The sequence below is a fragment of the Rubellimicrobium roseum genome (genome assembly GCF_006152145.1).
In the GTDB taxonomy this organism is placed as follows: Bacteria; Pseudomonadota; Alphaproteobacteria; order Rhodobacterales; family Rhodobacteraceae; genus Rubellimicrobium; species Rubellimicrobium roseum.
On the sequence record NZ_VDFV01000004.1, the window covers coordinates 35,522 to 58,731 of the forward strand.

A 23,210-nucleotide genomic window follows, 5' to 3' on the forward strand; every position below is an offset into this window, starting at 1 on the left:
CCGGGCGGGGCGAGGCCCGCGCGGGGGTTGCGGCCCGGTGGCAGGACGGGAAATCTGGTGGCGCGGCGCAGGAGCCGCGCGGGGGAAGCATGTCGCTGTTCACGCTGGGGGCCACGATCTACATCGTCGCCGTCTCGGCCTACATCATCTCGGAGAACCGGCGGCCGCAGTCGGCCTTCGCCTGGCTGTTCCTGTTCCTGACGGTGCCGCTGGGCGGGCTGATCGTCTATATCCTCTTCGGGCGGATGCGGGGCGGCGTGGGGCGGACGCGCAGGCTCGTCAAGCAGGGCCGCCGCGAGCATCTGGGGGCCACGCTGGATCAGGCCGAGGCCGAGCACGAGCGCGCCATGGAGCGGATCGCCACGCGCCCGCCGCTGGTGCGGCAGCTCGCGACGCTCGCGCATGCCGCCTCGGGCGGGCTGGTGACGGTCTCGAACCGCGTCGAGGTGCTTCAGGACGCCTCGGAGAAGTATCCGCGGCTGCTGGAGGACCTGAGGGCGGCCAAGCGGACGATCCACTTGCAATACTACATCTGGCGACCCGACGCGCTGGGCGAGTCGCTGATGAAGCTGCTGGAGGCCAAGGTGCGGGAGGGGGTGAAGGTGCGGGTCCTCTACGACCCCGTGGGATCCTTCGGGATCAAGACCGCCATCTACATCCGCCGGATGCGCGCGCGCGGGATCGAGATGTGGCCCTCCTCGCCGCTCTGGCGGGTCCACACGATCTCCTATCGCAACCACCGCAAGATCGCGGTGATCGACGGGCGCATCGGCTACACGGGCGGCCTCAACATCGGCGAGGAGCACATGGACCCCCTTCGGGTCTACCCCGGCAAGAACTATCCGATCTGGCGCGACACGCATCTGCGGATGACGGGCCTTGCGGTGCGGGCGCTCCAGCGGGTCTTTGCCGTGGACTGGGCCAACGCCACCGGCGAGAGCCTGTTCGGCCCCGACGACTTCCCGCCGCTCGGGGCCGAGGACGGCGAGGGGCAGCCGGTGCAGCTCGTGGTGTCGGGGCCCGACTCGGACTGGCGGGCGGTCCGGACGCAGTACTTCGGGATGATCGCGGGCGCGCGGGAACGCGTGCGGGTGCAGACGCCCTATTTCATCCTGGACGCCTCGCTGACCGAGGCGCTCAAGACGGCGGCGTTGTCGGGGATCGACGTGTCGATCATGGTGGCGGCGCACGGGCCGGACCAGAGGGTCGTCTACTGGGCGGCCCGGACCTATCTGGCGGAGATCGCCGCGGCCGGGGTGGAGGTGCTGATGTACGAAGGCGGGTTCCTGCACGCGAAGACGGTCGTCGCCGACGGCTGGGTCGCCTCGGTGGGATCGGGCAACTGGGACATCCGGTCCTTCTCGATCAACTACGAGCTGAACGCGCTGGTCTATGACTCCGTCGTCGCGGCCGAGATCGAGGCGGACTACGAACGCGACCGGGCGCGCTGCACGCCCTTCGACCCCGATGCCTATCGCGCCGGCTCGCCGGTGCTGCGCTTCCGCGATTCGGTCGCGCGGCTCGTGTCGCCGCTGCTCTGATGGCGCAAGCGCGAAAGGGACCGGGCGCCGAATGGCGGGTCCGGGTGACGAGCTACAACATCCGCAAGGCGGTGGGGCTCGACTGGAAGCGGAGGCCCGAGCGCATCCTGTCGGTGCTGGACGAGATCGCGCCCGACGTGGTGGTGCTGCAGGAGGCGGACAAGCGGCTGGGCGCGCGGCCGGCGGCGATCCCGCCGGGGCTCTTGGCGACGCACGGGACGTTCACGCACATCGACACGGGGCCCGGGCCGTCCCTAGGCTGGCACGGCAACGCGGTGCTGCTGCGGCGGGGGCTGACGGGCGAGGTCGTGCAGCTCATCGAGCTGCCGGGGCTGGAGCCGCGCGGGGCCATGGTCGCGCTCGTGCGGCAGGAGATCGGGCGCGGCGGCTTCCTCCTCGTGGCCGCGCATCTGGGGCTGCAGCGCGGCTCGCGGCACCGGCAGATGGCGGCGATCCTGGAGGCGACCAAGGGCACGGGAATGCCCGTGGTGATGGCCGGGGACCTGAACGAACGGGCGCCGTTCCAGCTCGTCCGGCCCTTTCACCGCGACCTGCGCCTGGTCACGCCGGGGCCGAGCTTCCATGCGTCCCGGCCCTTCGTGGCGCTCGACCACATGATCCTGAGCGGGCCCGTGCGCGAGGTGCGGTCCCGCGTCCATGCGAGCGGGCTGTCGCACGTCGCCTCGGACCACCTGCCGATCTGGGCGGACCTGGCCTTCGCGGCCTGATCCGCCCGGCCCGGTCAGCCGTTGACGTAGGCCGCGAGCGTCGCCTCGGTGCCGTTCGTCCAGAGCGAGCGCAGGTGCCGCCCGAAGGCCTCGGCGAAGCGCGGGTCCTGGCCGAGCGGGCCGAAGACGAGCGTGTTGGACAGGAAGGCCGAGGGGTCGTCCTTGGCGGCCAGCGCGCGGGCGTTCAGGTCGGCCCAGTTCTCGTCGTTGGGCGCGATCGCCTCGCCCGCCTCGGTCGTGCCGGCGCAGTAGCGGCACCACAGCGCGACCTCCAGCGCCAGACCCTCGTAGGGCCGCCCCTCCTCCAGCGCCTGCCGGGCGGTGGGCAGGATGAACTTGGGCTGCCGGTTGGAGCCGTCGAGGCAGAGGCGCGGGATCGTGTCGCCGACCTCGGGATTCGAGAAGCGCTCCGCGATCAGCTCGCGGTAGGCGTCGTAGCTCACGCCTTCGATGGGCTTCAGCGTCGGCTGGATCTCGCGCCGGGTCAGCGCGTCGAGCCAGGAGGAGATACGCGGGTCGGCCATCGCGTCGTGCACGAAGTGGTGGCCCAGCAGCGCCCCCGGATAGGCGATGGCCGCGTGGCCGCCGTTCAGGATGCGCAGCTTCATCAGCTCGTATTGCGCGACGTTCTGGACGAACTCGGCGCCGACCTCCTCCCAGGCGGGGCGGCCTTGGGGGAAGTTGTCCTCCAGCACCCACTGGCGGAAGGGCTCGCAGGCGACCGGCACAGCGTCGGTGATGCCGAACTTGTCCGCGACCATCCGGCGTTCGCGGTCCGAGGTGGCGGGCGTGATGCAGTCCACCATGGAGTTCGGGAAGGCCACGTTGGCGGCCACCCATTCGGCGAAGCCCGCGTCCTGCAACCGGGCAAGGCCGGTGATCGTGCGGCTCGCGACGTGGCCGTTCTCGGGAAGGTTGTCGCAGGAGAGGAACGTGAAGGGCGGCACGCCCGCGTCCCGCCTGCGGCGTAGCGCGGCCAGCACCATGCCGAAGACCGTCCTGGGTGCGTCCGGGTTCGCGGCATCGTGCCGGATGTCCGGGTGATCGGCGGCGAAGCCGTCGGTCTTGGCGTCGACGTAGTAGCCGCCCTCGGTCACGGTCGTGGAGACGATGCGGATACGGGGATCGGCCATCGCGGCGATGACCGCCTCGGCCTCGACCGGCACGAAGTCGATCATCGAGCCCACCACGCGGGCGCTGAGGCCCGAGGGGTCGAGTTCCACGACGGTCGTAAGGCCATCCTGCGCGAGAAGGCGGTCGCGCATGGCGGCATCGGCGGAACGCACCCCGGCGCCGACGATGGCGAAGTCGTGGTCCCGGCCTGCGTTGAACAGACGGTCCAGATAGACCTGCATATGCGCGCGGTGGAAGTTGCCGACGCCGACATGGAGGATGCCGGGCGTCAGGCTGGCGCGGTCGTAGCCGGGCCGGGCGACGCTCTCGGGGATCTGCGGCAGGGTCGCGAGCGACAGGGGAATGGGCATGAAGGGTCCTCGGATCGGGCGGATCTGGCCGCCGTCATGACATCGGTGGATGCCCGGCGCGGAGCGGGCGGTCGTCAGGCCATCCAGTTGCCGCCGTCGACCCCGTAGGTCTGGGCGACGATGTAGTCGGCCTCGGGCGTGGCGAGGAAGATGGCCATGCCGGTCAGGTCGTCGGCGGTGCCCATGCGGCCGAAGGGCACGCTTTCGCCCACGAGGCGCTTCTTTTCGCCCAGGGGGCGGTTCTCCAGCCGGGCGAACTCGGCGTCCACGCCGTCCCAGTGCTCGCCGTCCACGACGCCGGGGGCGATGGCGTTGACGTTGATGCCGTGCCGGATGAGGTTCAGGCCCGCCGACTGGGTGAAGCTGATGACGGCGGCCTTGGTGGCGCAGTAGACGGCCACGAAGGGCTCGCCCCGGCGGCCCGCCTGGGAGGCCATGTTGATGATCTTGCCGCCCTGCCCCCGCGCGATCATGCCCTTGGCCACGGCCTGCGTGGTGAAGAACACGCCCGCGACGTTGACGGCGAAGAGCTTGTCGAAGCTGGCCCGCGTAATCTCGACGATGGGCGCGGCCTCGAAGAGCGCGGCGTTGTTCACGAGAATGTCGATGCCGCCCCAGGCGTTCTCGACCTCGGCCACGGCGGCCTCGATGCTGTCCTGCCGGGTCACGTCCATCTGGACGGCCATCGCGCCGGGAAGGTTCGCGGCGGCCTCGCGCGCGCGGTCGATGTTGATGTCGGCGATGGCGACGCGGGCGCCCTCGCGCGTGTAGGCTTCGGCGAAGGCCAGGCCGATGCCGCGGGCCGCGCCGGTGATGAGGGCGCGCTTGCCTTGAAGTCTCATAGTCTCAATCCGTTCTGGTCGAAGCGGTGGATCTTGGAGGCATCCGGCGTCAGGAACACCGTGTCGCCGTGACGGATCGGCACCTCGCCGCCCGCCCGCACCGTCAGGCTTTCGGCGAGGCCCGTCTCGTGGACGTGGAAGAAGGTGTCGCTGCCCAGGTGCTCGGACACGCCGACCACGCCACGCCAGTCGCCCAGTGTGGGATGGACGCCGATATGCTCGGGCCGGATGCCGATGGTGTGGGCGTCGAAGCGCGCGGCCTCGGGCCCGCTGATGAGGTTCATGCGCGGGCTGCCGATGAAGCCCGCGACGAAGAGGTTGCGGGGCGTGCGGTAGAGCTCGAGGGGGCTGCCCACCTGCTCGATGCGGCCGGCGTTCAGCACCACGATCTTGTCGGCCATGGTCATGGCCTCCACCTGATCGTGGGTGACGTAGATCATCGTGGTCTTGAGCCTTTCGTGCAGCTCGCTGATCTCCAGCCGCATCCCCACCCGCAGCGCGGCGTCGAGGTTCGACAGCGGCTCGTCGAAGAGGAAGGCCGCGGGCTCGCGCACGATGGCGCGGCCGATGGCGACGCGCTGGCGCTGGCCGCCCGAAAGCTGGCCCGGCCGGCGGTCGAGGTAGCTGGTGAGGTTCAGCACCTTGGCCGCCGCCTCGACGCGGCGGTCCTGCTCGTCCTTGGCCATGCCGGCCATGCGCAGCGGGAAGGCGATGTTCTTGCGCACCGTCATGTGCGGATAGAGCGCGTAGCTCTGGAACACCATGGCGAGGCCGCGCTTGGCGGGCGGCAGGCCGGTGGCGTCCTTGCCGTCGATGCTGATGTGCCCGGCCGTGGTGTCCTCCAGACCCGCGATCAGGCGCAGCAGCGTGGACTTGCCGCAGCCCGAGGGGCCGACGAAGACCACGAACTCGCCGTCCTCGATGTTCAGGTCGAGCGGCGGGATGACCTCGGTCTCGCCGAAGCGCTTGGTCACGCCGGAAAGGGTGATCTGTCCCATGGTGGTCCCTTTACTTGACGGCGCCGAAGGTGAGGCCGCGGACGAGCTGTTTCTGCGAGAACCATCCCATGATGAGGATGGGGGCGATGGCCATGGTCGAGGCCGCCGAGAGCTTGGCGTAGAACAGGCCCTGCGGGCTGGAGAAGCCCGAGATGAACTTCGTGAGCGGCGCCGCGTTCGTCGTCGTCAGCACGATGGTCCAGAAGGCCTCGTTCCAGGCGAGGATGATGTTGAGCAGAACCGTGGAGGCGATGCCGGGGATCGCCATGGGCGTGAGGACGTAGAGGATCTCGCGCCCGAGCGAGGCCCCGTCCATCCGCGCCGCCTCTAGGATCTCGCCGGGGATCTCGCGGAAGTAGGTGTAGAGCATCCAGACGATGATCGGCAGGTTGATGAGCATCAGCACCACGACGAGGCCGATGCGCGTGTCGAGAAGCCCGAGCTGGATGAAGATGAGGTAGATAGGCACGAGCACCGCGACGCCCGGCATCATCTTGGTGGACAGCATCCACATCAGCAGGTCCTTGGTCCGGCGCCCCGGCACGAAGGCCATGGACCAGGCGGCCGGGATGGCGATCACCAGCCCCAGCGCCGTCGAGCCCAGCGCGAGGATGACCGAGTTCCAGAAGTAGTCGAAGTAGTCGCGCTGGTTCTGGACGTCGACGTAGTTCCTCACCGTCCAGTCGAAGCCGAACCACACGGGCGGCGAGGCCACCGCCTGCGGCTCGGGCTTGAAGGAGGTGAGGAAGGTCCACAGGATCGGGAAGGCGATCAGGAGCGCCACGCCCCAGGCGAGGGCGGTGTTGACGGCCTTGCGGGACGTGCTGACGGCTCGGGCCATGGGCGCTCTCCTCAGGAGTCGAGGTTGTTGCCGATCGCGCGCATCAGGAAGACGGCGACGATGTTGGCGAGGATGACGGCGACCACGCCCCCGGCGGCGGCGGCGCCCACGTCGGAGCTGAGGATCGCCTCCTGATAGACGAGGTAGGTCAGGGTGGTGGACTGGTTGCCCGGCCCGCCGTTGGTCGTGACCAGGATCTCGACCAGGATGCCCAGGAGGAAGATCGTCTGGATCAGCACCACGACCGTGATCGCGCGGGCGAGGTGTGGCACCATGATGAAGCGGAAGCGGTTCCAGGCGTTCGCGCCATCCATCTCGGCGGCCTCCAGCCGTTCGCTGTCGAGCGACTGGAGCGCGGTCAGCAGGATCAGCGTGGCGAAAGGCAGCCATTGCCAGGCGACGATCAGGATGATCGAAGCCAGCGGCGCCTGGCCCAGGAAGTCGAAGGGGCGCATCCCGATCGCCTTGGCCGCCTCGGCGAAGAGCCCGTTCGACGGATTGAAGAACATGTTCTTCCAGATCAGCGCCGCGACGGGGGGCATGATGAAGAATGGCGAGATCACGAGGATGCGGACGATCCCCTGCCCCCAGAGCGGCTGGTCGATCAGGAGCGCGATCAGGATGCCGCCCACCACCGTGATGACCAGCACGCCCAGCACCAGCAGGAGCGTGTTGAGGATGGCCAGCCAGAAGGCCGGCGAGGTCACGAACTCGGCGTAGTTGGCGAACCCGATGAAGCCCGAGCGGTCCGGCGTCAGAAGGTTGTAGCGCTGGAACGAGAACCAGAGCGTCAGCACCAGCGGCACGATCATCCACACGAGCAGGATGAGGACGGCGGGCGACAGCATCAGGCGGGCCGCGGAGCGCGAGGCTTGGGTGGACATGGGCGGCGTCCCGGATGGCAAGGGCCAGGAAGTCCGGCCCCCGAAGGGCCCGGACGGAGGGGGAGCCCGCCTGACGGGGCGGGCTCCGGCGGTTCAGGCGCGGCTCACTGCTGGATGTAGCCGGCGGAGGTCATCTCCTGGAGCGCCAGCTCCTGCGCGGCGGCCAGCGCCTCGTCGGCGGTCTTCTGCCCCGCGAGCGCGGCAGAGAACTCCTGCCCCACCGTGGTGCCGAGGCCTTGGAACTCGGGGATCGCGACGAACTGCACGCCCGTGTAGGGGACGGGGTCGCGCGTGGGCTGGTTCGGGTCGGCCGCGTTGATCGAGTCGATCGTCATCTGCGCGAAGGGTGCCGCCGCGACGTAGTCGGGGTTCTCGTAGAGCGAGGTGCGGGTGCCCGGCGGCACGTTGGCCCAGCCTTCGGTCTCGGCCACGAGGTTGGCGTAGTCCTTGGAGGTCGCCCAAGCCAGGAACTGCTTGGCCTCCTCGGGGGCGTCCGACGACGACGGGATCGCGAGCGACCAGGCCCAGAGCCAGTTGGCGCGCTTGCCCTGGCCCGCGTCGGGGGCGAGCGCGAAGCCCACCTGGTCGGCGACGGTCGAGTTGTTCGGGTCGGTCACGAAGGAACCGGCCACCGTGGCGTCGATCCACATGCCGCACTTGCCCTGCTGGAACAGGGTCAGGTTCTCGTTGAAGCCGTTCGACGAGGCGCCCGGGGGGCCGTAGTTGTTCATCAGGTCGAGGTAGTCTGTGATCGCCGCCTTCCACTCGGGGCTGTCGAACTGGGGTTGCCAGTTCTCGTCGAACCAGCGGGCGCCGTAGCTGTTGGCCATGGTCGTCAGGAAGGCCATGTTCTCGCCCCAGCCGGCCTTGCCGCGCAGGCAGATGCCGTGGATGCCGGCATCCGGGTCGTTCATCGCGGCCGCGGCGGCCTTGATCTCGTCCCAGGTGGGCTGTTCGGGGATCGTCACGCCCGCGGCTTCGGCAAGGTCCTTGCGGTACATCACGAAGGACGACTCGCCGTAGAAGGGCACGGCGTAGAGCGTGTCGTCCACCGACAGGCCCGCGCGGATCGGCGGCAGCAGGTCGTCGACGTCGTACTCGGCCGGGAGGTCGTTCAGCGGCACGAGCCAGTTCTGGCGGCCCCAGATCGGAACCTCGTAGGTGCCGATGGTGATGACGTCGTACTGGCCGCCGTTGGTGGCGATGTCCGTCGTCACGTTCTGGCGCAGAACGTTCTCCTCGAGCGTAACCCATTCCAGCTCGATGTTCGGGTTCGCCTCGGTGAAGGCGTCGGCCAGGCCCTGCATCCGGATCATGTCGCCGTTGTTCACGGTCGCGATCGTGAGGGTCGTGGTCTCCTGCGCAGCGGCGGCGAACCCGCAGGCGCAGAGAGCCGTCGCACCCAGCAGGGCGCGCGTCAGCATCGTCATTGTTTCCTCCCCATGCCCCTGCGGGCATTTGCCTAGATGGTGGGCAATTACTCCCGCCGTTGCGGCCACTTGTCAAGGCGGGTTCCACGCCGCAGCGCAGAGACGGACGCGGCCCGCCACTCGGGAATCTAGGCGTGCGATGCCGCCCGGCGATGGCCGATGCGAGGTATCCGCCTCGCGCCGTCAGGCGTTCAGGCGAGAAGACGCTCGGCCGTGGCCTCGTTCGTGACGAGCCCGTTGACCAGCCGGCCCACCAGGGCGGCGCGGAGCGCAGGCACCTTGGCCTCCCCGACGGCGACGGCGACCACGGCCCGGTCGGCCGCGCGCGGCAATGGCGCCGAGGCCACGCGCGCGTTGAAGTCACAGAGGATCTGCCGCCCCTCGGCGTCATAGATCCACGAGGTGATCTCGCCCGCGGCGCCCATGGCGATGAGGCTGGACATCTCGGCCTCGCTCAGGAACCCGTCCACCACCAGAGGCGCGCGCGGGCCCATCTGGCCGATCCCCACCAGCGTCAGGTCGGCGCGCGCGCAGAGCGCCAGCGTGTTCCGGACCGATTCCTGACTGTGGAGGACGCGCAGCTCGTCGGCGTCGCGGGCGAGCACGGGCAGCGGAAAGGGATAATGCGGCGCCCCCACGCGGTCGGCCATGCGGACCACGGCGTTGTAGGGCGTGGCCTGCCCGTCGGCCATCATGTTCCCCAGGAGCGACACGATCCGGTGCTGAGGGCAGTCCATCCGCGACAGCGCCTCGACCGCGGCCTTGAGCGCGCGGCCCGTGCCCAGCGCGACGATGCGCGGCTCGGGGCTGCGAAGCACCTTCTCCAGAAGGGCGGCCGTCGCGTTCGCGGCGCCGGCGAGCAGGTCGGGCGCGGACGGGTCCGAGGGCGCCACCTCGGCCAGGCGCAGGCCGAAACGCTCGGTCAGGCTGGCCGCCAGGTCCATGCAACGCCCGATCGGGTGGTCGAGCCGGACCTTCACCAGCCGCTCGGAAACGGCCATGGCCACCAGCCGCTGCGCCGTCTGCCGCGATACGCCCAGCTTCTGCGCGATCTCGTCCTGTGTGTTGCCCGCCACGTAGTAGAGCCACCCGGCGCGGGCCGCTTCGTCGAGGCGGCTGGGCGGGACGGCAGGGAATCGCTGACTGGTCACGGGGCGGGCTCCAGATGCGGGCGGATGGCCAGCAGCCCCGGATAGGCCGCCGCGAGATCCGTCCAGTTCCGGAATGGCAACAATCCCGGTCCGATGTCAAACAGGCGCGCGAGCCCCGCGCCGTCGAGGTCGGCGAGATGCGAGCCCCCGGCATAGAGCGCGACCTCCATTCCCGCCGCCTGCGCGGCCTCCAAGCCGGGGCGGCTGTCCTCGATCACGAGGCAGCGCGACGGTGGCACGCCCATCTCGCGGGCGGCGAGCAGGAACAGGTCCGGCGCGGGCTTGCCGCGCGCAACCTGGCTTGCCGTGAAGACGCGCGGCAGGCGCCGATCAAGGCCCGTGATGGCGAGGCTGCGCGCGGCGCGCGGTGGCGAGGACGAGGTGGCCACGCAGGCGGGCACCAGAAGTCGGTCGAGCACCCGGTCGATGCCCTCGGTCGGGCGAAGGTCGGTCTCGAAGCGGGCGAGCAGCCGCTCCCGGTAGGTGGCCTCGAAGTCCGGGGGCAGCGTGACGCCGAAGCTCTCGCGGATGGACTGGGCGACGGCCGGGAAGCTCCGCCCCTGGAAATGGTCGCGCACATAGGCCTGATCGAAGTGCAGCCCGGCCTCGGCGGCGACCTCCACGAGGACTTGGGCCGAGATCACCTCGCTGTCGATCAGCACGCCGTCGCAGTCGAAGATCACGAGGTCAGGGGTCATCGGACGGAGGCCACAAGGTCATTGGCCGTCGCCATACCATGCCCGCGCCGCAGCGCCAACGCCGGGGATGCCGGGGCCCCGAAAGGCCCCGGGTCGTGCGGTCAGTTGGCGGACGGGGTCTGCCAGGACTGGATCAGCTCGTCGTAGTTGACGGTCTCGGGGGTGCCCCGCTCGTCCGCAAGCTCGGCCACCGGGGCGCCGGGCTCGTCGAGCCAGACCTGCGGGTCCTGCTCCTCGTTGAGGACGGGCCCGAGGTCGCCCTGCACGCCCGAGCGTTCCAGACGGGCGAGCACCTCCTCCTGCTGCTCGCAGAGGGCATCGAGCGCCTCCTGAGCGGTCTTGGCGCCCGAGGAGGCATCGCCGATGTTCTGCCACCAGAGCTGCGCGAGGCGCGGGTAGTCGGGGATGTTGGTCCCGGTGGGCGACCAGCGCACGCGGTCGGGGCTGCGGTAGAACTCCACGAGGCCGCCCAGGAGCGGAGCGCGCTCGGTGAACGATTCGTGGTTGATGGTCGATTCGCGGATGAAGGTCAGGCCGGCATGGGCCTTTTCCACGTCCACGGTCATCGAGGTCACGAACTGCGCATAGAGCCAAGCGGCCTGGGCGCGGTCCACGGGGGTGGACTCCATGATCGTCCAGGAGCCCACGTCCTGGTAGCCGACCTTCATCCCCTCCTGCCAGTAGGCACCGTGCGGCGACGGCGCGAGACGCCAGCGCGGGGTGCCGTCCTCGTTCATGACCGGAATGCCCGGCTCCACCAGCGAGGGCACGAAGGTCGTGTACATGAACATCTGCTGCGCGACCTGCCCCTGCGCCGGAATTGGCCCGGATTCGGAGAAGGTCATGCCCGCGGCCGCCGGCGGGGCATAGGCGCCCAGCCATTCGACGTACTTCTCGATGGCGTAGACGGCGGCGGCGTCGTTGGTGGCTCCGCCCCGCGCCACGCAGGAGCCCACGGGCTGCGAGGCCTCGTTGACGCGGATGCCCCATTCATCGACCGGCAGGCCGTTGGGCTCGCCCACGTCGCCCATGCCGGCCATCGACATCCAGGCGTCGGTGAAGCGCCAGCCGAGGCTCGGGTCTTTCTTGCCGTAGTCCATGTGGCCGAAGACCTCGCCTTCGACGCCCATGTGCGACAGGTCGCGGCCGGTGAAGAACTTGGCGATGTCCTCGTAGGCCGCCCAGTTGACGGGAACGCCCAGGGGATAGCCGTACTCGGCCTCGAAGTCGGCCATGTTCTTGGCGTCCGTGAACCAGTCATAGCGGAACCAGTACAGGTTCGCGAACTGCTGGTCCGGGAGTTGATAAAGCTCACCGTCCGGCCCGGTCGTGAACTGGATGCCGATGAAATCGTCGAGGTTGAGCGTCGGCGACGTGACCGAGGCCCCTTCGCCCGCCATCCAGTCCGTCAGGGACCGCGCCTGCTGGTAGCGCCAGTGGGTGCCGATAAGGTCCGAGTCGTTCACGTAAGCGTCGTAGATGTTCTCGCCCGACTGCATCTGGGTCTGCAGCCGCTCGACCACGTCGCCCTCGCCGATCAGGTCGTGCGTGACGGTGATGCCGGTGATCGCCGTGAAGGCCGGGGCGAGGACCTGCGATTCGTATTCGTGGACGGGGATCGTCTCGGAAACGACCTTGATCTCCATTCCCTGGAAGGGCTGGGCCGCGTCGACGAACCACTGCATCTCGGCCTCCTGCTCCTCGCGGGTCAGGGCCGAGCGCTGGATGCGTTCGTCGAGGAAGGCGCGCGCGGCCTCCATGTCGGCGCGGGCCGAGGTCGCCCCCAGCACCGTCAGCGCCAAGGCGAGCGCCGTGGTGGACTTCATGAGATTCATCGTTCTCCTCCCGGATGGGCCCCTTGTGCCGGGGCTTGGTTAACTCTTCGTTACGGCACCGCGCGGTCCCCTCCCGGATCGCGCAACACCTCTCAGGCCCAGCGGAAGACCGCCGCGGCCCAGATCAGGCAGACGACCAGCGCGCCCCATTGCGCGCGGTCCACGAGCCCGAGCCAAGCCAGATTGATGAAGGCCGAGCCCAGGAGCGTGATGAAGAGACGGTCCCCCCGCGTCGTCTCGATCCCGAGGACACCCACGCGAGGGGTCTCGGGGAAGCGGATGGCGAGCACCAGCATGGTCAGGATCAGCGCGGCGATGACCCAGAAGAAGAGCGCGGTGGCCAGCGTCCAGGCCATCCAGCCGCGATGGACCATCGGGTCGCCCCAGGCGATGCCTTCGTCGGTGCGCGGCGCGGCCCAGAACAGGAAGGCCAGGAGCCCGCCCATCAGCACGATGACGACCGCTGTCAGGAACCCCGCGCGGGGACGTCGGACAGGGGCGGTGGGGTGCTCGTCCACCGGGGGGATCAGGCCCGAGGCCACGTGGGGATCGCTCATCAGACCCTCCCCAGGGCGAAGCCCTTGGCGATGTAGTTGCGGACGAACCAGATCACGAGCGCGCCGGGGATGATCGTCAGCACGCCGGCCGCCGCCAGCACCCCCCAGTCGAGCCCCGAGGCCGAGACCGTGCGCGTCATCGTGGCGGCGATGGGCTTGGCGTTCACCGAGGTCAGCGTCCGCGACAGCAGAAGCTCCACCCAGGAGAACATGAAGCAGAAGAAGGCCGCGACGCCGATGCCGGAGGCGATCAGCGGCATGAAGATGCGGATGAAGAAGCGCGGGAAGGAGTAGCCGTCGATGTAGGCGGTCTCGTCGATCTCGCGCGGGACGCCGCGCATGAAGCCTTCGAGAATCCAGACTGCGAGGGGCACGTTGAACAGGCAGTGCGCCAGCGCCACCGCGATGTGCGTGTCAAAGAGCCCGACCGAGGAATAGAGCTGGAAGAAGGGCAGCGCGAAGACGGCCGGCGGCGCCATGCGGTTCGTGAGCAGCCAGAAGAACAGGTGCTTGTCGCCCAGGAACGAGTAGCGCGAGAAGGCGTAGGCCGCGGGCAGCGCCACCGTGACCGAGATGAGCGTGTTCAGGACCACGTAGATCAGCGAGTTGACGTAGCCCATGTACCAGCTCGGGTCCGTCAGGATCGTCTCGTAGTTCGCGAGAGTCGGGTTCCGGGGCCAGAGCGAGAAGCCTCCCAGGATCTCGGCGTTGGTCTTGAGGCTCATGTTCACGAGCCAGTAGATCGGCACGAGCAGGAACAGCAGATAGAGCGTCAGGACCACGATGCTGACGACGGACCTTTCGGAGCGGGCCCGCGCCCTCGACCCGGTGGCCAGCCGCGCGGCGCGCGTGGGGGTGGCGACGGCTTGGGTCATCGGGGTCCCTCCTCGCGGTCGAGGTTGGTCATGACGGTGTAGAAGGCCCACGACACCAGCAGGATCACCAGGAAGTACATGATCGAGAAGGCCGCCGCGGGGCCCAGGTCGAACTGCCCCAGCGCCATCTTCACGAGGTCGATCGACAGGAAGGTGGTGGCGTTGCCGGGACCGCCGCCGGTGACGACGAAGGGTTCGGTGTAGATCATGAAGCTGTCCATGAAGCGCAGCAGGATCGCGATCACGAGGACGCCGCGCATCTTGGGCAGCTCGATGTAGCGGAACACGGCCCAGCGGCTGGCCTGGTCGATCTTGGCGGCCTGGTAGTAGGCGTCGGGGATGGACCGGAGCCCCGCATAGGCCAGGAGCGCGATCAGCGAGGTCCAGTGCCAGACGTCCATGACGACGATGGTCACCCAGGCGTCGAGGATGTCGCGCGTGTAGTTGTAGTCGAGCCCCAGCGACGCCAGCGTGTGGCCCAGAAGGCCGATGTCGGGCCGCCCGAAGATCTGCCAGATCGTCCCCACCACGTTGAACGGGATGAGGAGCGGGAGCGCCATCACGACGAGGCAGGCCGAGGCCCAGGCTCCCTTCTTGGACATGTGGAGGGCGATGAAGACGCCCAGCGGCACCTCGATGGCCAGAACGATGGCCGAGAACAGGATCTGCCGGCCCAGCGCCTGCCACATCCGCTCGGAATGCAGCAGGTCGTCGAACCAGTAGATGCCGTTCCAGAAGAACTCGTTGTCGCCGAAGGTGTCCTGGACCGAGTAGTTCACCACCGTCATCAGCGGGATCACCGCCGAGAATGCCACGAGCACGAGGACCGGCAGGACCAGGAACCAGGCGCGGTTGTTCACGGGTTTCATGGGCGGCCCTCCACGCGCCAGCCGTCGGCGTAGACGCCCACGCGGTCGGAATCGAAGACCACGCGGGTCCGGTCGGGGCCGAGCGGCTCGTCCTCGTCGGCCAGGATGCTGATGGGCGTGCCGCCCAGGTCGGCGCGCACGATGCGGTGGCGGCCCACGTCCTCGACGCGCCGGATGGTCACGGGCAGGCCCTCGGCGTCGGAGAGGCGCGCGAACTCGGGGCGCACGCCGATCTCGACCGGCCCCGAAAGCCCCGCGTAGCCGCGCCCGAGCGGGATCGTGCCGCCGGGCAGGTGCGCGCGGTCGCCCTCGATCCGCGCGGGAATCAGGTTCATGCCGGGCGAGCCGATGAAGTAGCCGACGAAGGTGTGGGCGGGCCGCTCGAACAGCTCCTGCGGGGTGCCGATCTGCACCACGCGCCCTTCGTGCATGACGACCACGCGGTTGGCGAAGGTCAGCGCCTCGGTCTGGTCGTGGGTCACGTAGATCATCGTGTGCCCGAACTCGCGGTGGAGCGACTTGAGCTGGGTGCGCAGCTCCCACTTCATGTGGGGGTCGATGACGGTCAGCGGCTCATCGAACAGGATCGCGTTCACGTCCTGCCGGACCATGCCGCGGCCGAGGCTGATCTTCTGCTTGGCGTCCGCCGTGAGGCCACGGGCCCGGCGGGACAGCATGTCCTCCAGCCCCAGCATCCGGGCCACCGCCTGCACACGCGCCGCGACCTGCGCGGCCGGTAGGCCCCGATTGCGCAACGGAAAGGCTAGGTTGTCGCGCACCGTCAGCGTGTCGTAGACCACCGGGAACTGAAAGACCTGCGCGATGTTGCGCTCGGCGGTCGGGGCGTCGGTCACGTCCTGCCCGTCGAAGAGGATGCGCCCCCGCGACGGCCGGATCAGCCCCGAGATAATGTTGAGGAGCGTGGTCTTTCCGCAACCCGACGCACCCAGAAGCGCGTAGGCCTCGCCGTCCGTCCAGTCGTAGTCGAGTTCCTTGAGCGCGTAGTCCGCCTCTCCCTGCGGGTTCGGCCGGTAGGCGTGGGCGATGTTCTCGAGGGTGATCCGGGCCATCGCGTCAGGCCGCCATCGGAGTGGGGGCGGAGGCCACGAGGCGGCCGTCCTCGCCGAAGAAGTAGATGTGGGCGGGGTCGACCCAGACCGTCACCGCCGTCCCCGGCGCGAGGTCCCGGATGCCGGGCAGCAGCCCGACCCAGCGCGCGCCCTCGTGGTCGAGATGGAGGAAGGTCTCGGACCCGGTGATCTCGCCGGCGGTGACGGTGGCTTGGAACTCCAGCGCCTCGCCGGGGGGCCGGTCGAGCCGGAGATGGTTGGGGCGGAAGCCCGCCTGGTAGACGCCTTCGGGCAGGTCGGCCAGCCGGCCCAACGCCGGCAGTCCCTGCCCCGCCCCCATCTGGATCTGCGCGAGCCTCTTGGCGACGGGCAGGAAGTTCATCGGCGGGTCCGAGAAGACCCGCGCCGTGACCGCGTCCAGGGGGTTGCGGTAGACCTCGGGCGTGGGGCCGAACTGGGTCACGCGTCCCTCCCACAGCGTCGCGGTGTTCCCGCCCAGGAGCAGCGCCTCCTCGGGCTCGGTCGTGGCATAGACGAAGATCGCGCCGGACTCCTCGAAGATGCGGGGGATCTCGGCGCGCAACTCCTCGCGCAGCTTGTAGTCGAGGTTCGCGAGCGGCTCGTCGAGCAGCACCAGCCCGGCCTTCTTGACCAGCGCGCGGGCCAAGGCGCAGCGTTGCTGCTGCCCGCCCGACAGCTCCAGGGGCTTGCGCCGGAGATAGGGCTCCAGCCGCATCAGCGCCGCCGCTCGGGTCACCCGCTCCTCGATCTCGGCGCGCGGGCGGCCCTGCAGCCGCAGGGGCGAGGCGATGTTGTCCCAGACCGTCATCGACGGATAGTTGATGAACTGCTGGTAGACCATGGCCACGCCCCGGTCCTGCACGCGGACTCCCGTGACGTCCTGCTCATCCCAGAGCACCCGTCCCGCCGTGGGCTGGTCGAGCCCGGCCATCAGCCGCATGAGCGTCGTCTTCCCCGCCAGCGTCGGCCCGAGAAGCACGTTCATCGTCCCCTTGCGGAGCACGAGGTCGGTCGGGTGGATCTGGACCTGCCCGCCCACCACCTTGGTCACGCCGCGCAGCTCCAGAGTCATCGGTCCCCCCTCCTCAGCCCAGGGCCGCCGAGGCGGCCGGACGGTCGGCGCCTCCCCGCGCCTCGGCCATCCAGCGGTCGAGCGCCTGCGCCCCTTCCGCATCCATCCGCAGCCCCAGCTTGCTGCGCCGCCACATCACGTCGTCGGCCGTGCGGGCGTATTCCCGGTCCATGAGCCATCGGACCTCGGATTCCGTCAAGGTGGCACCGAAGTTCCGGCCCAGATCGGCCGCCTCCCTGGCCCCGCCCAGAACCTCGCGCGCTTCGGTTCCGTAGGCGCGCACGAGCCGCAGCGCCCAACGGTCGGTCAGGAAGGGATGCGCCGCGCGCAGTTCGTCCACCCGCCGCCCCACGCCGTCCACCGGGAAGTCGCCCCCTGGCAGCGGCACGCCGGCCGTCCAGGGCCGGGACGCATGGCCCAGCGCGGGTCCGATCTTCTCCAAGGCCGATTCGGCCAGCCGACGGTAGGTCGTGATCTTGCCGCCGAAGACATGGAGGACCGGCGCTCCGGGCGAGGCGTCCAGCTTCAGCGTGTAGTCGCGCGAGGCCGCCGTGGCCGATTCCGTCCCTTCGTCATGCAGCGGACGGACCCCGGAATAGGTCCAGACGATGTCGTCCCGCGTCACCGGCCTGGCGAAATACTCCGACGCGAAGGCGCAAAGATAGTCCTGCTCCTCGGGCGTGCAGACCGGTGGCACCGAGGGGTCGGGGTGCTCCACGTCCGTGGTGCCGATCAGGGTGAAGTCGGTTTCGTAGGGGATGGCGAAGATGATGCGCCCGTCGCGTCCCTGGAAGAAGTAGCAGCGATCGTGGTCGAAGAGCCGCCGCGTCACGATGTGCGACCCGCGCACGAGCCGGATGCGGTCGCGCGACTCCAGCCCCAGCGCCCCGGACAGGACGCGCCCGGCCCAGGGGCCGGTGGCGTTGACGATCAGGCGGGCCCGGATCGTGTCGCGGCGCCCCTCGGCGTCCTCGACCTGCGCTTCCCACCGTCCATCCACGACGCGGGCGGAGACGACGCGGGTGCGCGTGCGCACCTCGGCGCCCCGCGCCTCGGCGTCGCGGGCGTTCAGGACGACCAGGCGGGAATCCTCCACCCAGCAGTCCGAATACTCGAAGGCGCGGCGGAACCGGGGCTTGAGCGGGCGCCCCGCCGGGTCCTGCGTCAGGTCCACCGTCCGCGTTCCCGGCAGGATCTCGCGCCCGCCCAGGGTGTCGTAGAGCCCGAGCCCCAGCCGGATCAGCCAGTCGGGCCGCCGCCCCTTCATCCAGGGCATGGCCAGCGACAGCGCCCGCGACACGGGCGTGGCGCTCTCGAAGCGCATGTCGGGATGGAGCGGCAGCACGAAGCGCAGCGGCCAGGAGATGTGGGGCATGGCGCGCAGCAGCCGCTCGCGCTCGATCAGCGCCTCGCGCACGAGGCGCACCTCCAGGAACTCCAGGTAGCGCAGGCCGCCGTGGAAGAGCTTCGTGGAGGCGGAGGACGTCGCTTGCGCGAGGTCGTCCTTTTCGCAGAGAGCGACGGAGAGGCCCCGCCCGGCGGCGTCCCGCGCGATCCCGCAGCCATTCACGCCCCCGCCGATGACGAGCAGGTCATGGACCGTCTGAGAGGCCGACTGCGGCACGCCCATACCCTTTTCCCGAAGTCACCGGCAGGCTACCGCCTGATGCGCGACCGATCAACATGGATGTTCGGTTTTTTTCGCTTTTCCCTTTTCGGCTTTCTGCGATGCAGCGTTTGCTGCCTCTCGCCAAGCGTCGCGAAGTGGTGTTCGCTGGCGCGAGACCCCCTTTTCTGCCCGGCGCGCCATGTCCCAGACCCTCCGTCACCCCGTGATCCTCGACCTGGCCCGCAAGGAAGGGAAGGTGACCGTCGAGGGCCTGGCCCGGCACTTCGACGTGACGCTCCAGACGATCCGCCGCGACCTCGCCGAGCTCGCGGAGGCGGGGCAGCTCGAACGGGTCCACGGCGGCGCGGTCCTGCCGTCGGGAACGCAGAATATCGGCTATGGGGAGCGGCGGCGCACGGGGGCCGAGGCCAAGGCGTCCATGGCGCGGGCCTGCGCGGCGCTCATCCCCGAGAACGCGGCGATCTTCCTTGCCATCGGCACCAGCACCGAGGCGGTCGCGCGCGAGCTGCTGCGCCACCGCAACCTCCTGGTCGTCACCAACAACATGAACGTGGCGAACATCCTGGTCGCCAACCCAGACTGCCAGATCATCCTGGCGGGCGGCACGATCCGCCGGTCGGACGGGGGGATCGTGGGCTCGCTCACGGTGCAGACGATCCGGCAGTTCAAGCTCGACCTCGCGGTGATCGGCTGCTCGGCGCTGGACGTGGACGGGGACCTCCTGGACTTCGACATTGAGGAGGTGGGGGTGAGCCGCGCGATCCTAGGCCAGTCGCGCCGCAGCCTGCTGGTGGCCGATCATTCCAAGTTCCAGCGCAGCGCGCCCGCGCGGATCGCGTCACTGGCGGACCTCGACACCTTCGTGACCGACCGGCCCCTGCCCGACCCGCTGGCCAATCGCTGCCGCGACTGGGAAACGGAGGTGGTCGTGGCCCCGCCCGCGCAGCCCGATCGGGACGCCTAGCCCGCCAGCCGCTCGACGAGCGCCGGAACCTCGGCGAAGTCCTGCGCCACCGCGTCGGCGCCCAGGTCGGCCACGGGGCCCCTGGCGTAGCCCCAGGCCACCGCGATGGCCGGCATCCCCGCCGCCCGCGCCGCCGTCACGTCCACGATCGAATCGCCGACCATCACGGCCGGACCACCCCCGGGCACGGCGCGTGTCAGGTGCGCCGGGTCGGGCTTGGCCACGCCGAAGGTGTCGGGCCCCGCCACGAGATCGAAGAAGCGGAGGAGCCCGAGGTCCGAGAGGATCGCGCGCGAGAAGCCCTCGCGCTTGTTGGTGCAGACGGCGAGCCGCCAGCCCGCGCCCGCGAGCCGCTCCAGCGCCGCCTCGGCGCCCGGATAGGCCCGCGTCCGCTGCGACAGCCGCCCGCCGTAGAGGCGCACGAAACGCTCGACGATGGCCGTGGCCTCCGCGTCGTCCACGTCGTGCCCGCGCAGCGTCAGGGCCCCTTGCACCAGTCGCGGGATGCCGTGGCCGATCAGCGCCCGCGCGCCCTCCAGCCCCACGGGGGCGAGGCCAAGGCCCGTCAGCACCTCGTCGAGCGTGTCGGCCAGGTCCGGCACGCTGTCCACCAGCGTTCCGTCTAGGTCGAATATCACCGTGCCGCGCATCCCGGGCCCTCCCCGGCGCCAGCGTTGCCGCAGGGCCGCGCCGCCCGCAAGGCTCAGGCGGGCAGCAGCTCCAGGGCCACGCCCTGCCCCACGCCCACGCAGAGCGTGACGAGCGCCCGTTGCCCGCCCTCCTCGGCCAGCCGCCGCGCCGCCGCTGCCGCGATCCTCGCGCCCGACATGCCCAGCGGGTGCCCCAGCGCGATCCCGCCGCCCCGGGCGTTCACGCGCGAATCGTCGTCGGCGATATTCCAGGCGCGCAGGCAGGCCAGCACCTGCGCGGCGAAGGCCTCGTTGATCTCGATCACGTCGCAGTCGCCAGGATGCGGCCCGCCGCGCGCGACCAGCCGCTCCACGGCCGCCAAAGGCCCGATCCCCATGACCCGCGGCGCCACCGCGCCCGAGGCCGCCCGCCCTACGCGCGCCAGCGGGGTGAGCCCATGCCGCCGCACGCCCTCCGCCGAGGCCAGGATCATCGCCGTCGCGCCGTCGTTCACGCCCGCCGCGTTTCCGGCCGTCACCGTCCCGCCCGAACGAAAGGCCGGGCGCAGGCCGGCCAGCCGTTCCGCCGTCGTGGCGCGGGGATGCTCGTCCACCGTCACGGCCCCGTCCTGCACCGGAACCGGCAGGATGTCGGCCGCGTGCCAGCCCGCGTCGGTGCGGGTCTGGGACCGCAGGGCGTAGGCGTCCTGGTCGGCGCGCGCCACCCGGTTGGCCTCGGCCACGTTCTCGGCGGTCTCGCCCATCGACTCGATGCCATAAGCCATCGCGATGCGGCCATTGACGAAGCGCCAGCCGATGGTGGTGTCGTGGACCTCCAGGCTCCGCGCATAGGCCGTCTCGGCCTTGGCCATGACCAGCGGCGCGCGGGTCATGCTCTCCACCCCGCCCGCGATCACCACGTCGGCGCCGTCGCGAATCGCGCGGGCGCCCCCGATCACCGCGTCCAGCCCCGAAGCGCAGAGCCGGTTCACCGTCAGCGCCGGAACGTGCTCCCCCAGCCGCGACAGCAGCACCGCCATGCGCGCCACGTTGCGGTTGTCCTCGCCCGCCTGATTGGCGCAACCCAGGATCACCTCGTCCACCTTCAGCCCCGGATGCAGGTCCAGAAGACCGTCGATCACCAGCGCCGCCATGTCGTCGGGCCGCACTTTGGCGAGGGTGCCGCCATAGCGGCCGATGGGCGTGCGCCGCGCGGCGCAGAGGAAGACTTCGGTCATGTCGCCTCCAGGACGGGCGCAGGCGCGTAGCGGCCCCGCAGATGGGCGGGCGCACGGGACTCCAGCGCCGCGAGCGTCGCGCGGATCGCTGCGCCGCCCCGAGCGGCCAAGATGTCGAAGGGTCCCCTCGGCCAGTTCAGCGCAAGCCGCGTCGCCCGGTCGATTGCCTCGGCCGTCACGCCGCCCTCCGACAGGAGCCACCCGGCCTCGTTCACGAGCGCCGCTTCGATCCGCGCGGCGATGGTGTCCGAGTCGGGGGGCGGCGCGCCGGGCCTTTCCGGGAACAGGAAGCCGCGCCCTGCCTTGCGCCCCAGCGCGCCCGCCGCGACCTGCCGTTCCAGCGTCGCGAAGACGTGGTAGCGAGGATGCCCGTCCATCGCCTCGGCGACGGACCGCGTGGCGGCCAGGTTGACGTCGGCCCCGATCAGGTCGATCAGCGACAGCGGCCCGATCCGGTAGCCCGCCGCCAGCATCGCGGCGTCGATCTCAGCAGGCCCCCGCCCCTCCTCCAGCAGCGCGAGCGCCTCGCCATAGAAGGGCCGCGCGCAGCGGTTGACGATGAAACCCGGCCGGTCGGGCGCCTCGATCACCTCCTGGCCCGCCATCTCGGCCAGCTTGCGCGCCGTCGCGGCGGCGTCGTCCGAGGTCCCGGCGTGGCAGATCAGCTCCACCAGCCGCTGGACCGGGGCGGGATTGAAGAAATGCAGCCCCACCACGCGCCCGGGGTGCCGCAGACCCGCCGCGATCCGCCCGACCGCCAGCGAGGAGGTGTTGGTCGCCAGCACCGCCCCGGGCGCGACGGCCTCCTCCAGCGTCGCGAAGAGCGCCCGCTTGGCCGGCAGGTCCTCGGCGATGGCCTCGATCACCAGATCGGCGGCGCCCATCGCCTCGGGTCCGTCCACGAGGGACAGCCGCGCGGCCACCGCCTCGGCGTCGCCCCCGGTTCTGGCGACCTGTATCCGCAACCGCTCCACCGCGCCCTCGCGTGCCTCGGCCCTCGCGTCGGTGGCGAGCACGTCGAAGCCCGCGCCCGCGAGGACCTGCGCGATCCCCAGCCCCATGACGCCGAGCCCCACGATCCCGACCGTCGTCATCGCCCCTGCCACTCCGGCTTGCGCTTCTCGCGGAAGGCGCGGATGCCCTCGGCCTTGTCGGCGGTGTCGAGCAGCGCCTCGAACCCCTCCCGCTCGCCCGCGAAATCGAGCGCGCCTTCCGAGGCCGCGACCACCGCGCGCTTGGCCGCCTGGAGGGCCAAGGGCGCGCGGCGGGCCAGCTTTCCGGTGATCTCCTCCGCGACAGGCAGCGCCGAGCCATCCGCCCGCCACGCCGCCAGCCGCCAGGCCTCGGCGGTCGTGGCGTCCACGATCTCGCCCGTCAGGACCATCCGCATCGCCCGCGCCCGACCCACGAGGGCGGTCAGCCGCTGCGTCCCCCCGGCCCCCGGCATGATCCCAAGATTCGTCTCGGGCAGCCCCAACCTTGCCGTCTCGCCTACTACCAGCAGGTCCGCTGTCAGCGCCAGCTCCAGACCGCCCCCCAGTGCGAAACCGTCCACGGCGGCCACCAGCGGCTTGGGAAACGCCCGGATCGACGCCCAATAGGCCTTGCGCGGATCGGCGGCGGCCTCGGCCGAGCCCTTGCCTTCGATCTCGCCGATATCGGCCCCGGCGGCGAAGTTTCCCCCGGCCCCGGCCAGCAGCACCGCCCGGCAACCCGGATCGGCTCCGAGCCGCCCCAGCGCCTCGGCCAGCGCACCCAATAGCGCGGTGTTCAGGGCATTCCGCGCCTCGGGACGCGAAAGCGTCAGGCGGGTCCAGCCGTCCTGCGGGTCCTCGATCAGCATGGCCCCGATC

Annotated in this window: 22 protein-coding genes; 3 read left to right on the plus strand and 19 right to left on the minus strand. The window is 70.3% G+C overall.

Annotated features, from left to right (window positions below):
• The first annotated feature begins 89 nt into the window (after positions 1-89).
• Together cls and FHG71_RS05465 are read left to right on the plus strand one after the other, a co-directional pair.
• Positions 90-1,541, plus strand: a complete 1,452-nt coding sequence (gene cls, locus FHG71_RS05460) for a cardiolipin synthase (RefSeq protein WP_139080618.1) — start codon at positions 90-92, stop codon at positions 1,539-1,541.
• A complete protein-coding gene (locus tag FHG71_RS05465) occupies positions 1,541-2,269 on the plus strand; it encodes an endonuclease/exonuclease/phosphatase family protein (RefSeq protein ID WP_139080619.1) in 729 nt (242 codons plus the stop codon). Before cls ends, FHG71_RS05465 begins: the two co-directional genes overlap by 1 nt.
• A 14-nt stretch (positions 2,270-2,283) precedes the next feature.
• Here the strand turns inward: FHG71_RS05465 and FHG71_RS05470 are convergent, their stop codons facing one another.
• The 15 genes from FHG71_RS05470 to glpD form a co-directional block, all read right to left on the minus strand.
• Complete coding sequence (locus FHG71_RS05470; protein ID WP_139080620.1) at positions 2,284-3,753, minus strand: mannitol dehydrogenase family protein; 1,470 nt, start codon at positions 3,751-3,753, stop codon at positions 2,284-2,286.
• A gap of 74 nt (positions 3,754-3,827) precedes the next feature.
• Positions 3,828-4,595: an L-iditol 2-dehydrogenase gene (locus tag FHG71_RS05475; protein ID WP_139080621.1), complete on the minus strand. Its 768-nt coding sequence runs from the start codon at positions 4,593-4,595 to the stop codon at positions 3,828-3,830.
• Positions 4,592-5,593, minus strand: a complete 1,002-nt coding sequence (locus tag FHG71_RS05480; RefSeq protein ID WP_139080622.1) for an ABC transporter ATP-binding protein — start codon at positions 5,591-5,593, stop codon at positions 4,592-4,594. The genes FHG71_RS05475 and FHG71_RS05480 overlap by 4 nt, the downstream gene beginning before the upstream one ends.
• A 10-nt stretch (positions 5,594-5,603) precedes the next feature.
• Entirely contained in the window at positions 5,604-6,434 is an 831-nt protein-coding gene (locus FHG71_RS05485; protein ID WP_139080623.1) for a carbohydrate ABC transporter permease, read from the minus strand.
• A gap of 11 nt (positions 6,435-6,445) precedes the next feature.
• Positions 6,446-7,318: a carbohydrate ABC transporter permease gene (locus FHG71_RS05490; RefSeq protein WP_139080624.1), complete on the minus strand. Its 873-nt coding sequence runs from the start codon at positions 7,316-7,318 to the stop codon at positions 6,446-6,448.
• Between the two features lie 104 nt (positions 7,319-7,422).
• On the minus strand, positions 7,423-8,748 hold the full coding sequence (locus FHG71_RS05495; RefSeq protein WP_139080625.1) for an ABC transporter substrate-binding protein: 1,326 nt from the start codon (positions 8,746-8,748) through the stop codon (positions 7,423-7,425).
• A gap of 191 nt (positions 8,749-8,939) precedes the next feature.
• Complete coding sequence (locus tag FHG71_RS05500; RefSeq protein ID WP_139080626.1) at positions 8,940-9,899, minus strand: sugar-binding transcriptional regulator; 960 nt, start codon at positions 9,897-9,899, stop codon at positions 8,940-8,942.
• Positions 9,896-10,597, minus strand: a complete 702-nt coding sequence (locus FHG71_RS05505; RefSeq protein WP_139080627.1) for an HAD family hydrolase — start codon at positions 10,595-10,597, stop codon at positions 9,896-9,898. Before FHG71_RS05505 ends, FHG71_RS05500 begins: the two co-directional genes overlap by 4 nt.
• A 101-nt stretch (positions 10,598-10,698) precedes the next feature.
• Positions 10,699-12,432, minus strand: a complete 1,734-nt coding sequence (locus FHG71_RS05510) for an ABC transporter substrate-binding protein (RefSeq protein WP_139080628.1) — start codon at positions 12,430-12,432, stop codon at positions 10,699-10,701.
• Between the two features lie 92 nt (positions 12,433-12,524).
• Positions 12,525-12,989 carry a DUF2160 domain-containing protein gene (locus FHG71_RS24205; RefSeq protein ID WP_246045354.1) on the minus strand — a complete coding sequence of 155 codons (465 nt, stop codon included), beginning with the start codon at positions 12,987-12,989 and terminating at the stop codon, positions 12,525-12,527.
• Positions 12,989-13,864 (minus strand): carbohydrate ABC transporter permease, encoded by an 876-nt coding sequence (locus FHG71_RS05520; RefSeq protein ID WP_246045355.1) that lies wholly within the window; start codon positions 13,862-13,864, stop codon positions 12,989-12,991. The genes FHG71_RS24205 and FHG71_RS05520 overlap by 1 nt, the downstream gene beginning before the upstream one ends.
• The gene (locus FHG71_RS05525; protein WP_139080629.1) at positions 13,861-14,733 is read right to left on the minus strand and encodes a carbohydrate ABC transporter permease; all 873 of its coding nucleotides are present in this window, start codon (positions 14,731-14,733) and stop codon (positions 13,861-13,863) included. Before FHG71_RS05525 ends, FHG71_RS05520 begins: the two co-directional genes overlap by 4 nt.
• A complete protein-coding gene (locus FHG71_RS05530) occupies positions 14,730-15,803 on the minus strand; it encodes an ABC transporter ATP-binding protein (RefSeq protein WP_139080630.1) in 1,074 nt (357 codons plus the stop codon). The genes FHG71_RS05525 and FHG71_RS05530 overlap by 4 nt, the downstream gene beginning before the upstream one ends.
• A gap of 4 nt (positions 15,804-15,807) precedes the next feature.
• On the minus strand, positions 15,808-16,896 hold the full coding sequence (locus FHG71_RS05535) for an ABC transporter ATP-binding protein (protein ID WP_139080631.1): 1,089 nt from the start codon (positions 16,894-16,896) through the stop codon (positions 15,808-15,810).
• A 13-nt stretch (positions 16,897-16,909) separates the two neighbouring features.
• Entirely contained in the window at positions 16,910-18,526 is a 1,617-nt protein-coding gene (glpD, locus tag FHG71_RS05540; RefSeq protein WP_176559302.1) for a glycerol-3-phosphate dehydrogenase, read from the minus strand.
• A gap of 178 nt (positions 18,527-18,704) precedes the next feature.
• Here glpD and FHG71_RS05545 point away from each other — a divergent pair, with 178 nt between their 5' ends.
• A complete protein-coding gene (locus tag FHG71_RS05545; RefSeq protein WP_139080632.1) occupies positions 18,705-19,490 on the plus strand; it encodes a DeoR/GlpR family DNA-binding transcription regulator in 786 nt (261 codons plus the stop codon).
• Here FHG71_RS05545 and FHG71_RS05550 read toward each other — a convergent pair.
• The 4 genes from FHG71_RS05550 to FHG71_RS05565 are packed head-to-tail and all read right to left on the minus strand — an operon-like array spanning position 19,487 to position 23,200.
• Entirely contained in the window at positions 19,487-20,140 is a 654-nt protein-coding gene (locus FHG71_RS05550; protein WP_139080633.1) for an HAD family hydrolase, read from the minus strand. The genes FHG71_RS05545 and FHG71_RS05550 overlap by 4 nt on opposite strands.
• Positions 20,141-20,193: 53 nt before the next feature.
• The gene (locus FHG71_RS05555) at positions 20,194-21,357 is read right to left on the minus strand and encodes an acetyl-CoA C-acyltransferase (protein ID WP_139080634.1); all 1,164 of its coding nucleotides are present in this window, start codon (positions 21,355-21,357) and stop codon (positions 20,194-20,196) included.
• Complete coding sequence (locus tag FHG71_RS05560) at positions 21,354-22,451, minus strand: 3-hydroxyacyl-CoA dehydrogenase (protein ID WP_139080635.1); 1,098 nt, start codon at positions 22,449-22,451, stop codon at positions 21,354-21,356. The genes FHG71_RS05555 and FHG71_RS05560 overlap by 4 nt, the downstream gene beginning before the upstream one ends.
• Positions 22,448-23,200: an enoyl-CoA hydratase-related protein gene (locus FHG71_RS05565; protein WP_139080636.1), complete on the minus strand. Its 753-nt coding sequence runs from the start codon at positions 23,198-23,200 to the stop codon at positions 22,448-22,450. The genes FHG71_RS05560 and FHG71_RS05565 overlap by 4 nt, the downstream gene beginning before the upstream one ends.
• Between the last annotated feature and the right edge of the window lie 10 nt (positions 23,201-23,210).